The sequence below is a fragment of the Limnohabitans sp. genome (assembly GCF_040400975.1).
Classification (GTDB): Bacteria; Pseudomonadota; Gammaproteobacteria; order Burkholderiales; family Burkholderiaceae_C; genus Limnohabitans_A.
The window spans coordinates 90,469-103,090 of record NZ_JBBAPF010000010.1 but is presented as its reverse complement, the minus strand read 5'-3'; the positions used below and the strand labels follow the sequence as shown (position 1 = coordinate 103,090).

Below are 12,622 nucleotides of genomic sequence, written 5' to 3'. Positions count from 1 at the left end.
CCCCGATGGCCACTTCAAATTCCCCCACCCGTGGCCACCCCAAATTCCCCCAGGCAAGACGGCCGGATTATGACGGCTCTGGGCTAATGGCCAGGCGCGCTGCGGCCTCTTTGAGGCGGTAGCTCCTGCCCTCGAACTCGAGCATGGTGCAGCGGTGCATGAGCCGGTCGAGGATGGTGGTGGCCATGGTGGCATCGGCCAGGTATTTGCCCCAGTCCTGCACCACCCGGTTGGAGGTGATGACGATGGCACGGTGGCGCTTGTAGCGCTGATGGACGATGGCCTGCAAGACCTCGGCAGCTTCTGGGCTGATGCGCCGTGCCAGGAACAGGTCGTCGAGCACCAGCAAGTCGGGCTCGACCCAGCCCTTGAGCAGTTCGGCGCGCTCGGCGGCGCCAGCCAGCGCGTAGCGGGCAAACTGAGCATCGGCCTCCAGGTAGCGCACGTCATAGCCCTGGCAGACGCCCTGGTGGGCCAGAGCCTTGGCCACATGGCTCTTGCCGGTGCCTGGCTTGCCCACGATCAGCGCATTGGCGCCCTCGGCGATGAACTTGAGCGTGTGCAACTCAAAGCAGGCCGCTCTGGGCAGCTTGGGGTTAAAGCGCCAGTCCAGATCGGCCAGCGAGGCCTTCTCGTCCAGCCCGGAGCGCTTGTAGCGCCGCTCTATCAGGCGCGAGCGACGCCGGTCCAGCTCGTCTTGGACCATGGCCGCGAAGGTCTCCAGGAAGGGCTGCTGGGCGGCCTGGGCCTGCATGGCCCGGGTCGCCAGGGTCTGCGCCATGCCCGACAGGCGCAGCTCGCGCAAGGCGCGTTCCATCTCGGCCATGTTCATGACTGGCCTCCTTCGGCACTGGCCGTAGCTGCCGCAGCGGCCGTGGTGGCCAGATCAAACAGGTCGGCATACTCGTCGGCCTGGCGAATCAGGCTGTGCTGCTGGGTCAAGGCCGGCACATTGGGCGCAGCCGCTGAGGCGGGCGCACCCCCTTCTGGCGACCTTGCGGCCTGCATGGCGGTTGCTGCCTCCTCAAAGGCCCTCTTGGTCAACTCCTTGACATGCGTGTAGCTGTAGACCCCTTGCGCCAGCGCCTGGGCGCAGGCCGTCTCGACGCATTGGGCCGGGTAGTGCTTGGTCAAACCCACAATGCCCCAGAGCTTGCGCTGGCCGACCCGACCTTCGATGGCAAACATCAGCTTGCACAGGCGGCTGGCCTGCTCGCCGATGGCCTGGGCCTGGCGCAAGATATGGCGCGTCTCGCGCGAGGGGTTGAACACCCGCTCCTGCATGGGCAGCACCACCGTACCTGGCCGCTCGGCCTTGGCGTGGATGCGCAGCAAGGCGCCGCTGGCGAACTCACGAATCTCGATGCGGCTCGCGTAGATGCGCACCAGCACCTTCGAGCCAATGGCCGCCGGGCGGGCGGCGTAGCTGCTGTGCTCGATGCGCACGCAGCTGTCGTCGCAGACCGTGCGCTGCTCTTGCTTGAAGAACTGCATGCCCATCAGCGGCAGGGCCTTCAGATGAGGCCGTTCTTCCTCGAACATGGCCTGCACCTGGCGCCGCTCGGTGCCGTGAATGCGCTTGGCCGCCCAGTTGCGCTCCCAGTTGGCCAGGAATGTGTTCTGCGCTTCGATGGACTCAAAGCGCTTGCCCTTGAGCGCAGTGGCTTGGGTGTGGCCAATGGCGTTCTCCACCGTGCCCTTGCGGTTGGGGTCGCGCACCCGGGCCGGGTCGGCCACCACGCCGTAGTGCTTCAAGGTGGCGGCATACACCGGGTTGAGCTCAGGCTCGTAGAGGTCCGGTTTGAGCACGCCTTCCTTGAGGTTGTCCAAGACCACGTACTGGGGGCAGCCGCCAAAGTGGCGAAAGGCCCGCTCGTGCAACTCGGCCCAGACCTGCTGGCCGGACTTCCAGACCACGCAGCGAAAGCTTGCGCGCGAGTAGCGCAGCGTGGCCACAAACAGGCGCGGCTTACGGTACTTGTCGCTGCCGGGCACCAGGGTGGGCGCACCCTCGCCGTAGTCGACCTGCATCTCCTCGCCCGGCATGAAGCTGAGCCGGTCAAACTGCTCGGGCTCCTTGCGCCGCAGCTTGGCCACAAAGCGCTTGACCGAGTTGTACTGGCCGGCAAAGCCGTGTGTATCGACCAAGTCCTGGAAGATGGCCACGGCGTTGCGCTTGAGGCGCAACTGGGCTTCGATGAAGGCGCGGTGGGGTTCGCACAGGGAGGTGGCTGCCGCGGCGCCAACAGGCGTAGTAGCCGGTGGCCGGGGTGGGGGAGTTTGAGCGGCCACGGCCTCAGAGCCGGTGGCCACCCCGGGGGAATTTGCCGACCGGTCATCCCTGGCCAGCCAGCGGCGCTGGTAGCTCCTGACCGTCTTGCGGTCTATGCCGGTAATGCGGGCGATCTGGTGTTGGGTCGTGCCGCGCTCGAGCAGCGTGTACACCGTCGCTTGTTGGTTCGGTTTCAAGACATTCACTCCTTGGCCTTCCCTCGGGGAAGACCGGATCTCGTGTCCTGCCAACAGGTGCCGGCGGCGCCAGCGTTTACCCCCTGTCCCCGATCAACTCAGGTGGGGGAGTTTGACGTGGCCATAAGTGGGGGAGTTTGGGTGGCCATCGGGGGTTCCCAATGGCATCAACCACTCAGACAGGGGGCTGGAGGTGTCCAATTGGGCTTTGCCAAACAAAAAGCGTCCGGCATCATCCAAGGCGTCTCGAATGGGCCCCCAATTGGACTCTGGCGTTTGGGCTGCTTGCACCCCGCATTGGTAAACAGCATTGGCTTGGGCCGGTGGAATCCAAGACTCCACTGCACCTGCAGATGACGTGATGAGTCTGGTGTTCTTCGGCTCGCCCGTCATACCGCGCTGACTGTCTTTGAACCCCTCCTTGTAAAGCGCCTCCACATGCTTGGACAACACAATTTGGTATGGGCCTTGCAAATCAAAAATTGCCAAAGGGTCCATGCCCATTTCTGGTCGACCCGTCATGGCATCCCACAACTTTTTAGACGACAGCCCCAAAAAAGGCGGCAAAGGCGGTTGGACTGAATTTTGTTGCTGAATGGATGAAAGGGCTTGGCGAGTTTCTTTTTCAATGGCACTGACCCTATCAATCAAATAAATGATCAAAACCAAAATAACCAACAGGCCAATGGCCATCAATGCATTCAATATGGCATCCATAAAATCAGCGGCCAAGCGCGCTAGGATCTGAGGGCTCGTTGAGCGTTAGAGGCGCATTTTCGTCTGTCGCAGGCTGCATCTCTTGCTCCGCCAACTCATCCCTCAAGAAAGTCATCACCTGGATTGGCTCTTTCAACCGCAGGTCGTAGTAACTGATCTGATTGGCCAGCGCCTGCATGGCTTCAATGGCTTGGGGTGCCGTGATTTCCATTTTTTGATAACGGGTACCCAGTCCAAAAGCCTCAAGCACATACTCTTCAGGCATATAGGTATAAATATCGGCTTCGCCAGCGCGGATTTTTTGGAATTTTGAAGGCATTGGCATGTCGGGAGCAGGTTTTCCTTCCAACAATGCCAAATTGGCATGCTCTTGCCAAAGGGCGGTTTGCTCGGCGCCCGCAATGAAGGTTTTGTCCAAGTGCGCTCGACACAACATGCCCATTCGCATGCGCAAAATGCGTGCATCGTGCTTGTCGGACTTCAAACTTACGACTTTTTCATAAGCTGCTACAGCGCGCTTCATCTCATCTGCGGGACTGTTTTTGTTAAAAAAACCGAGCATATTGATTGATACTGTACAAATCTAATTGATTTGAAGATTTTGCCGTAATTTTTTAACAACCGCAGAAAGTATCTGACTTATCCGGGACTCACTGACCCCTAAAACCTCACCAATTTCCTTGAGGTTCAGCTCCTCAACATAATAAAGCGACATGACCAAGCGCTCACGCTCGGGCAATTCATCAATGGCCGCCACGACAGCCTCCATGAACTCCGCTTCTTCGACCATGACCTCTGGCTGCATGGCACTGTCTGCGGGCATGCTCATGACCTCATCGGTCACGACTTCCATGGAAAACGTCTCAAAACGCTTGGCTTGACCGCGTTCGCGGTGAAATTCTTCGATGTCCTTGCCCATGAACAAAGCCAGTTCGGCTTGGCTTGGGGCTCGGCCCAACTCAGCAGCCAAGACATGAACCGCCTCGTTTTCGCTTTTGTTGAACGCCACGGCAGATCGGGGCAAAAACGATTGCCGCCTGACCTCATCCAAAATCGCGCCACGGACCCTGCTCAGAGCAAAGTGCTCAAATTCAAAACCCTTGGTGGGGTCAAACGAGCGTGCCGCCTCAATCAGGCCGACCATGCCGACTTGAACCAATTCATCGAGCTCCATGAACGGTGGCAAACGGGCTTTGAGATGCACCGCCACCCGCTTGACCATGGCCATGTGGTCCAAAATCAGGGACTCATGGCGGTTTTCAGCCTGTTCGTAATGGGAAATGGTATGAGCCACAGTCACTTCCCTGGCTGATCAGCCCGTAACATGCGTTCAGAAAAAAACTGCATCCGCCCGGATGGTCCATCCGTGGAGGGCAAGTGGTCAATGGCTTCGGCCAAGCCCCGGAAATCACGTGAAGCTGCGCTGCCAGGCGCAAACTCCATCACGGAGGTGTATTTTCGGAGGGACTGCAAAACCATTTCATCGGCCTCGATCGATTGAAGAAATTTGACCGACACACCCAAAAACCGGTTACAGACGTCATTCAGGCGTCGATGCAACTGCCGCCCTTCCTGGACACCAGAGACCATGTTGGGTATCAAGTAAATCTCATCCAGTGATTGCTCGGTGGCCATCACCTTGATCAAACCATAGGCGTCGGCAATGGACGAAGGTTGGTTGCACACCACCACAAAACGGCGCTGGCATGCCGCCATGAATTCCAAAACAGCCGGCGCGATTCCAGCCGCCACGTCCACCACCAAATAATCAACCGGTTCTTCCAAGCTGTCAAAAGCACGGACCATGCTGGCTATTTGGAATGAATCCAAAGCGGCCATGTCGCGCAAACCTGAAGCCCCTGGAACCAAGCGAACACCTTGCTTGGTGGTCACAATGACCTCGTCTAAAGTCTTCTCACCGGTCAGAACGTGACTGATATTGAAGGGCGCGTGCGCGCCTAAAGCAATCTGCGCGTTGGCCATCCCCAAGTCACCATCCATCAACATGACCTTGTGACCTCGCATGCACAATGCCACGGCCAAATTGATGGCCACGGTGGTTTTTCCAGCACCGCCCTTGCCGCTGGCCACACCGATCACTTGAGGAAACTTCAGGTCCATGGGGTACTTATTATGCAGGGAGAGTTGAGTTGGATCGGTTTCTTTGTCGCACGGAAAGGCTCTTGCCCATCAAAGTAGGAATCTCAATCTCCTCGGAGACATTGGGTCTGATCGGCGGGGTCTTCAACTCAGGGGGGGGCGATGGGTTGGTTTTGCGGGAGGCCGAAACTGCTGTTTTTTTGGGCCTGACACTCCGTTTCGGGACATCAGCCAGAACCTGAACCTCAGTACGCGCTTGAACCGCGACATCTGCGCCCAACAAGTTGGCCATGGGCTTCAATGCCAATTGCACCAAGACCGCGGCATCGAAAGGCTGGGCCTGAACTGCAATCCGGCTGTCACCCGCCATCCATGAGACAGGCAAACTGTTCTCTGTCAAGCCTTTCACCAAAGCCCATGGATGCGCCGCCTCATCGACTTTGCTGAGCATCAAGGACGACCAGTCAGCGGTGGGATTTTGAAGAATTTTTTGCACGCTGGTCACTGTAGCATCAACAGGTAAAACCGCATGACGCAGAACCTGTGGACACTGCAGTTGCAAGATCTCTGCCTGCGCGATGAAGTCAGCCCCGCACGTGTCGATCCAGACTGTTCTGCCGTGCAGATCTTCCAGCAATGTGCCCAACATCGCAGCATCGGCCACACGGTAACAATCCACCCCCGATTGCGATGCCAACAACTGCATTTGAGCCCAAGCACCCGGGCGATGGTCAGCAAAACTCACCATCGCCTGTTTTTCTACACCTTCTTTTTGGGCTGCCGCTAGCGCCAAACGTCCCACCATGGATGTTTTACCCGCCCCAGAAGGGCCACACAAAGCGTGCGCAAGCCTGGGTTGCAAATCGCAAGCGGGTCGATACAAAGAGGTGGCCAACAAATGCTGCATCACGGCAAGTGCCTCGCCCATGCTGTCCAATGACTGAATACTGTCGGTCAAAAGCGCTCTCAAAGCGGCAGGAACACCCGCTTCGTTCATGGCTTGGAACAAGGGCTGAATGGCTGGCGAAAGCCTCAACCCATCTTGCCAAGGCTGCATTTGGCGCGACAAAGCGAATTCTTTGCGCAAAGACGCCATCTCTTGACGCAACATGTCCACGATCTCCAGGCTTCTTTGGCTCTCATGCACACGGCTCAAACTTTCTCCATCGGTCTCAGCTGATGAGCTTCGGGCCTTGGATGAACTCGGCCATTTTTCATGGCACTGTGTCTCCCCATCGTCCAAAACGTCCAGATCCTGACGCGTATTGACTTCGTCCAACATTTGCGAAAAAGGCACAAAAGGCTGATGCACCCTGGTCGGTGATGAGGCCCCAGCAGATGGCACAGGCGAATCGGCAGCAGGCGACACTCCAGGATCGACATCGGTGGCGACAATCAACTCGATTTGATTGTCCAAGCGTTGGCTCGAAATGATGAGGACGTCACTGCCGTACAACTGAATGGCTTTTTCGTTGGCCGAGCGGCTGTCACGAGCCAAAATGCGTTTGAGTTCCATGATCTATCAAGCCTTGGTCGCTGAGGGGTTGTTTCTGGGGTCGGCGTGCACGGTGTTGATCACCTTAACGGGCTGATCGTCCGGGATTTCGCTGTACGACAACACGGTCAAATCGGTGACCCGGTACCGAACGGCTTTGGACATCCAGGGTCGAATGGCCGGTGAGACCACCAACACGGCCGGGAGGCCTTGCTCCTCGGTCGTCCGAGTACTGTCGCGCAATGCGGCGAACAAGCTTTCGGCCAAAGCAGGTTCCAGCACCATGCCCGCCGAACCATTGTTCTGTTGCAGCACATTGTGCAAAAGCTGCTCCAACTGCGGGTCCAGCGTCAAAACCGACAAAGTATCGCGGCTCTCCAACAAACCCTGAACGATCATCCGACCCATCTTGGGGCGAATCAACTGAGCCAACTGGTCGGGGTCTTGGGTGCGACCGCTGACCTCGGTCAGGGCCTCCACCACACTGCGCATGTCACGAATCGGCACGGACTCTTGCAAAAGATTTTGAAGCGTTCGGGTCACCACACCCAAAGACAACTTGCCCGGCACCAACTCTTCCACCAATTTGGGGGATTTCACAGCCAACTTGTCCAGCAATTTTTGCGCTTCGTCGTGGCTGAGCAATTCGGATGCGTTTTCACGCAAAACTTTGTTCATGTGCGTGGCGATGGCCGTACTCGGGTCCACCACGGTGTAGCCCAATGCACGTGCCTGATCGCGCCAGGCCGGCTCAATCCATACAGCTTCCAAACCAAAAGCAGGCTCTTTGGTCGCCTGCCCCTCCAGCTTGCCGTAAACCTTACCGGGATTGATGGCCAGTTCGCGGCCCACTTTGACCTCACCCCGACCACGAACTACGCCGTTCAGGACAATATGATAGGCATCGGGCTCCAAATTCAGGGCATCTCGAATGCGCACAGGCTGCACCAAAAATCCCAACTCAGCAGACAGTTTTTTACGCACACCCTTGACGCGGGTCATCAATTGGCCGCCAGACTCCACGTTCACCAAAGGAATCAATCCATAACCAATTTCAAGGCCAATCAAATCAACCTGCTCCACATCGTCCCAATCGAGCTCTTTGGGAGCCTGGTTGAGCGCAACCGGCGGCGCATCAGCCCCCTGTTCCAGCAGCATTTGCTTGCGCATCACCATGAAACCCACGCCCGCAGTGGCGGCTGCCAAGGTCAAAAAGACCAAGTGAGGCATCCCAGGCACCAAACCCATGACCATCAAAATACCCGATGAGATGAACAAGGCAGGCACATTGGACAATTGGCTACTGGCCTGTTCGGTCATCGACTCGGAAGTCGTCACCCGCGTCACAATGATCGCTGTGGCCAAGGACATGAACAAAGCTGGAATTTGGGCCACCAGGCCGTCACCGATGGTCAACAAGACGTAAAGCCGGGTGGCTTCACCCACGGGCAGGTCATGCTGGCCGATTCCAATGGCCAAGCCACCCACAATGTTGATGATCAAAATCAACAAACCCGCCAAAGCATCACCGCTGACAAACTTGGAAGCACCATCCATTGAACCGAAGAAATCAGACTCCTGTGCCAATTCTTCCCTGCGTTTTTTAGCGGTTTCTTGGTCAATCACACCCGCGTTCAAGTCCGCATCGATCGACATTTGCTTGCCCGGCATCGCATCCAGGGTGAATCGGGCATTGACCTCTGACACACGACCGGCACCTTTGGTGACGACAAAAAAGTTGACAATCATCAAAATTACAAAAATGATGAAACCAACCACATAATTGCCGCCAATCACGAACTCACCAAACGCCGCAATCACCTTGCCGGCCGACTCTGGACCCTCATGACCGTTGACCAAAACCACCCGAGTCGAAGCCACGTTCAAAGCCAAACGCAGCATGGTGGCAAACAACAGCACAGAAGGGAAGGATGAAAATTCCAGTGGCTTGCGCGTGCCAATCGCCACCATGATGACGACCAAGCCAATCATGATGTTGAAGGTGAACAAAATGTCCAAGAGCAACGGTGGCAGGGGCACCACCAACATGGCCATGATCAAAAAGACCAAAGCCGGCAAGCCCAATCCCGCCAAATTAAAGCTGGAAAGGTTTTGCCGAATCGCTGACAGGGTCAATGTGTTCATGAAGGGGAGAAATCAAACAAGGCGATGGGGTGTGGGTTTTCCAACACCATGAAGCAAATCCCGTGCCACATCCATCAAGATGATCTTTCATTTTTTTGGATCCCCGCTGCAAAACTGGTGCGCAAATTGCTGTAACTCAGAAGAAGTTGATCGACGGCCATTTTTTGCCGCTGCTCTGCCACCGCCACCCAACCCAAAACACCCGCTGAAGCTTGAAGCCCATGAACCTGACACCCATTGACATTTCAACGCGCCCCACAAGCACCAGTGCTCTGGAAACCACGCCTACAGCCACAGAAAAAGCAGTCAAAAATACGGCGGCAGAGTTTGGCGCTGTCATGAACACTTTGCTGGCCGAACACAGCGGATCAGACCCATCGCCCGCCTTGTCCGAGGCCACCCAAGACCTATTGGCCCCCACGGAAGCTCTGACAGAAGAGGCACTGGCCGACATGCTGAACCTGACCCCGGGGCTGGTCACAGTCGGTGAGCCCCTGGTTTTGACGGCCGTTCACCTTGGACCGCACATGCAAGTCATCACCCCCCAAACCGCCGCACCTGAAGGTCAGAGCTTAGAGGTCTTTGCTCGCTCTCAGGGACTGGATGAAACGGCTTTACAGTGGTTGATGGGCAAGACAAGCGCGATCATCCCGAGCGGCACAGTCGCCACCCCCCCCCCAGGACCCACGTCAATCGGCCCCAAAGATCTGGCCAATCTTGGTTTGACCTGGCCCAACCCATCCGGTACTTTGTCACCCGCCGCAGTAACATCCGAGCTGAGCAAAACGCTCATGACCCCTGAACCGATCCGTCCTAATACGCCCGGTACGGTAAGCACCTCGGCCGCCCCCCTTGAAGGGGGCATGCAGAAAATCAACACGTTTTTGACCCAAGCATCCGAACCAGCCTCGGGACCACTGGAAATCACCGTCATGAAATTCCAACCCGCCACAGACCTGACGAAAAGCCCAGCCCCTTGGGCTGCAGCAAGCACCTCGGCATCAGAATGGCTGCAAGGCAACACCTTGGCCGCCCAGCTGATCAAACCTCATGTCAGCAGCAAATTGGAAACCACGCCAATCCACTTGGACTTGAGCGCTCTGATGACCGCCGACATGCAGGGCAGCTTGGAATCCATGGCCATGGACGGCTTCGCATCAGGTCAAGACTCCCCCTCACAGGGACAAGGCCACTTCAATGCCCAAGCAGACGCCAAACTTGTACAGCGCACCGAGGCAACATCCAATTCTTTGGCCATGACCGAGCAAGACAGCGCCCAAAGGCGTGAAAACATCAGCAACTTGGCTGAAAGAATGGGGCAAGCCGTCGGAGAGCGGATATTGTCAGAGCTCGAACGCGGGCAATGGCACCTCAAATTGTCCCTCAGGCCTGCCACTTTGGGATACATCGAGGTAGAAATGCGCATGCGCAGTGGCGAAATGGATGCCGTGTTCACCGCAGCACAAGCCTTGACACGCGAACTGCTGAACGAGGGCATGTCCAAACTCAAAGACACCCTGAATCAAATGGGCATGGATGTTGCTTCATTGAAGGTAGACGATGGGCAAAGCCGTCAACGTGGCGGAGAGTCGACACCTGAACGGCAAGCCCAACTCAAGGACAATGCACCCTCCGAATCGGCGGATGCGCCAGTGCCATCCAGCGTTACAGCCACCCAGAAAATGGGCGCCGATGGATGGGATGTGCTGGTCTAAGCAATATTTAAGAAGGAATCAACATGGCTGATGAAGAAATTGAAGTCGAAGGCAAAAAGAAATCTCCTCTCATCAAGATCATTGTGATTGCCTTGGTGGCCATCTTGTTGCTGGTCGGCACCGTGGTTGGCACTTTGTTTGTGACCGGTTTTTTTGACAAAAAAGACACCATTGCGGCCGAAGAAGCCCTGAAAAACCTGGAAAGCAGTGCGGCCAACAAGGCAGGCGCCAACCCTGCCGACGCAGCCCCTCAAAAAGTCGCCAAGGAATCCCCGGAATTGAAACGCTTTGAAAACAGCTACATGGAGCTGGAAAAGCCCTTGGTCTCTAACCTGACCAATACCCGCAAGGTGATTCAGCTGAATTTGGCCATCATGACCCACTACGACGAGCGGGTTTTCAAGAACGCAAAAAAACACGAGTTCGCACTGCGCTCGGTGGCCCTGGATGTCATGCGCCAGATGACCGAAGCCGACTTGGCCAAACCCGAATTTCGCAAAGATCTGGCGGCCAAAATTCGCGAAGAGATGAACGCTGTGCTTCAGAAGTACGAAGACTTCGGCGGCATTGAAGAAGTCTATTTCACCAGCTTTGTGGTTCAGTGAACACCTTGAAGTTATAGCAGTGCATTGACCATGTCCGATACCCAACCCCTGTTGTCTCCTGAAGAATTGGCCGCCTTGTCGGCGAGCCTCAGTGACGGCACACTGGACAGCCAACCCGGCTACAACCTGGACATCCAAGTTCGCAAACACGACTTGGCTGCCGAAGACAGCAGTTTGGGCGTGAACGTGGCCTCATTGGACATGATCAATGAGCGCTTCATCCGCATGTTCCGTTTGGGCATGCTGGAGGTGCTGCGCACCAGCCCCCGCATGAACCCCACCCGAACCCAAATGGTTCGCTTTGGGGACTATGTCAAAGAACTCAAAGCGCCCTTGTCGGTCAATATTGTGCGCATGAGCCCCTTCAGGGGTTACGCCATGGTGGTCATTGAGCCCACCGTGGTGTTCAGCTCGCTGGACAGTTTCTTTGGTGGTTTTGGGCGTGGTGTGGGGCAACTGCCAGCGGGGCGTCTTTTCACGCCAACAGAAAGCCGCATCATCAAAATCATCTTGCAGGTCTTCTTTCGCTCTTACAAAGAAGCTTGGGCACCACTGACACCCGTTGATTTCGAGCACGTCAGTTCTGAAATCAACCCGCAATTTGCGCAGATCGTCGATGAAAACGATTTGGTCATCCTGTGCCGTTTTGAGTCCGAAATCACATCGCAAGGCTCCGGCTTTGTCGACATGGTCATTCCCTATGTGGCCCTCAAACCTGTACGCGACCTGTTGCGCAGTCGGGTCCAAACTGGCGATGGCAATGAAGACTCTGACAAGGTCTGGCGTGAACAACTCACGGATGCCGTGCATGACGCCGATTTGGAAATTCAAATCTTGCTGGGCAAACTCAGTGTGTCACTCAGCCAGGTTCAGACCATGCAGCCGGGTGACATCCTGCCCTTCAAAAAGGCCGACTTTGCCCGCGCCATGATCGAAGACATGCCCGTCTACGACGTCGAAATCGGTGCCATGGGCAGCCAAGTGGCCGTCAAAATTGTCAACGCCGTCAGCCCCAATACACCGGCCTGATCTCCATTTCAAGGACCTCCCATGAGCGAAATTACCGGTCAAAACGAACCCCAAGTTGAATCCAGTGACAAGGGCCAGATCCACACCGATGTGTTGCAAAACATACCGGTCACCCTGTCCATTGAAGTGGGACGCGCCCAAATCAAGATACGCGACCTGATGCGGCTGACCCAAGGCAGCGTGGTCGAACTCGACCGCATCGCAGGAGAGCCCCTGGATTTGCTGGTCAACAACACCGTGGTCGCTCAAGGCGAAGTGGTGTTGGTCAACGACCGCTACGGCATTCGCCTGACACGGGTTGTTCCGGCCTCCGAGCGCCTGGACAACCTTTGATGCCCAAAGTCTGC

General features: G+C 56.5%; 12 protein-coding genes. 4 read left to right on the top strand and 8 right to left on the bottom strand.

Annotation, left to right across the window (positions count from 1 at the left end):
• Positions 1-67: 67 nt before the first annotated feature.
• From istB to flhA, 8 genes are all read right to left on the bottom strand, one after another.
• Entirely contained in the window at positions 68-832 is a 765-nt protein-coding gene (gene istB, locus ABWQ00_RS08245; protein ID WP_353238190.1) for an IS21-like element helper ATPase IstB, read from the bottom strand.
• Positions 829-2,478: an IS21 family transposase gene (gene istA / locus ABWQ00_RS08240; RefSeq protein ID WP_353238189.1), complete on the bottom strand. Its 1,650-nt coding sequence runs from the start codon at positions 2,476-2,478 to the stop codon at positions 829-831. Before istA ends, istB begins: the two co-directional genes overlap by 4 nt.
• Before the next feature lie 84 nt (positions 2,479-2,562).
• Entirely contained in the window at positions 2,563-3,201 is a 639-nt protein-coding gene (locus ABWQ00_RS08235; protein WP_353238188.1) for a hypothetical protein, read from the bottom strand.
• Positions 3,191-3,748 (bottom strand): hypothetical protein, encoded by a 558-nt coding sequence (locus tag ABWQ00_RS08230; protein ID WP_353238187.1) that lies wholly within the window; start codon positions 3,746-3,748, stop codon positions 3,191-3,193. The genes ABWQ00_RS08235 and ABWQ00_RS08230 overlap by 11 nt, the downstream gene beginning before the upstream one ends.
• Before the next feature lie 21 nt (positions 3,749-3,769).
• Complete coding sequence (gene fliA, locus ABWQ00_RS08225) at positions 3,770-4,480, bottom strand: RNA polymerase sigma factor FliA (protein WP_353238186.1); 711 nt, start codon at positions 4,478-4,480, stop codon at positions 3,770-3,772.
• A gap of 2 nt (positions 4,481-4,482) precedes the next feature.
• Positions 4,483-5,307 carry a MinD/ParA family protein gene (locus ABWQ00_RS08220; protein WP_353238185.1) on the bottom strand — a complete coding sequence of 275 codons (825 nt, stop codon included), beginning with the start codon at positions 5,305-5,307 and terminating at the stop codon, positions 4,483-4,485.
• A gap of 10 nt (positions 5,308-5,317) precedes the next feature.
• Positions 5,318-6,802 (bottom strand): hypothetical protein, encoded by a 1,485-nt coding sequence (locus ABWQ00_RS08215; protein WP_353238184.1) that lies wholly within the window; start codon positions 6,800-6,802, stop codon positions 5,318-5,320.
• A 6-nt stretch (positions 6,803-6,808) separates the two neighbouring features.
• On the bottom strand, positions 6,809-8,926 hold the full coding sequence (flhA, locus tag ABWQ00_RS08210; protein WP_353238183.1) for a flagellar biosynthesis protein FlhA: 2,118 nt from the start codon (positions 8,924-8,926) through the stop codon (positions 6,809-6,811).
• 221 nt (positions 8,927-9,147) lie between these two features.
• Between flhA and ABWQ00_RS08205 the strand changes: the two genes are divergently transcribed.
• The 4 genes from ABWQ00_RS08205 to fliN are packed head-to-tail and all read left to right on the top strand — an operon-like array spanning position 9,148 to position 12,608.
• Positions 9,148-10,641 carry a flagellar hook-length control protein FliK gene (locus ABWQ00_RS08205; protein WP_353238182.1) on the top strand — a complete coding sequence of 498 codons (1,494 nt, stop codon included), beginning with the start codon at positions 9,148-9,150 and terminating at the stop codon, positions 10,639-10,641.
• Between the two features lie 23 nt (positions 10,642-10,664).
• Entirely contained in the window at positions 10,665-11,246 is a 582-nt protein-coding gene (locus tag ABWQ00_RS08200) for a flagellar basal body-associated FliL family protein (RefSeq protein ID WP_353238181.1), read from the top strand.
• A 30-nt stretch (positions 11,247-11,276) separates the two neighbouring features.
• A complete protein-coding gene (fliM, locus tag ABWQ00_RS08195; protein ID WP_353238180.1) occupies positions 11,277-12,275 on the top strand; it encodes a flagellar motor switch protein FliM in 999 nt (332 codons plus the stop codon).
• A 21-nt stretch (positions 12,276-12,296) separates the two neighbouring features.
• Entirely contained in the window at positions 12,297-12,608 is a 312-nt protein-coding gene (fliN, locus tag ABWQ00_RS08190; protein WP_353238179.1) for a flagellar motor switch protein FliN, read from the top strand.
• Positions 12,609-12,622: the final 14 nt, after the last annotated feature.

Excerpts from the sequence above, each read along its gene's own strand:
- fliM (WP_353238180.1), top strand. The coding sequence starts at position 11,277 with ATGTCCGATACCCAACCCCTGTTGTCTCCTGAAGAATTGGCCGCCTTG.
- ABWQ00_RS08200 (WP_353238181.1), top strand. The coding sequence starts at position 10,665 with ATGGCTGATGAAGAAATTGAAGTCGAAGGCAAAAAGAAATCTCCTCTC.
- ABWQ00_RS08215 (WP_353238184.1), bottom strand. The coding sequence starts at position 6,802 with ATGGAACTCAAACGCATTTTGGCTCGTGACAGCCGCTCGGCCAACGAA.
- ABWQ00_RS08220 (WP_353238185.1), bottom strand. The coding sequence starts at position 5,307 with ATGGACCTGAAGTTTCCTCAAGTGATCGGTGTGGCCAGCGGCAAGGGC.
- flhA (WP_353238183.1), bottom strand. The coding sequence starts at position 8,926 with ATGAACACATTGACCCTGTCAGCGATTCGGCAAAACCTTTCCAGCTTT.
- ABWQ00_RS08230 (WP_353238187.1), bottom strand. The coding sequence starts at position 3,748 with ATGCTCGGTTTTTTTAACAAAAACAGTCCCGCAGATGAGATGAAGCGC.
- istB (WP_353238190.1), bottom strand. The coding sequence starts at position 832 with ATGAACATGGCCGAGATGGAACGCGCCTTGCGCGAGCTGCGCCTGTCG.
- ABWQ00_RS08205 (WP_353238182.1), top strand. The coding sequence starts at position 9,148 with ATGAACCTGACACCCATTGACATTTCAACGCGCCCCACAAGCACCAGT.
- fliN (WP_353238179.1), top strand. The coding sequence starts at position 12,297 with ATGAGCGAAATTACCGGTCAAAACGAACCCCAAGTTGAATCCAGTGAC.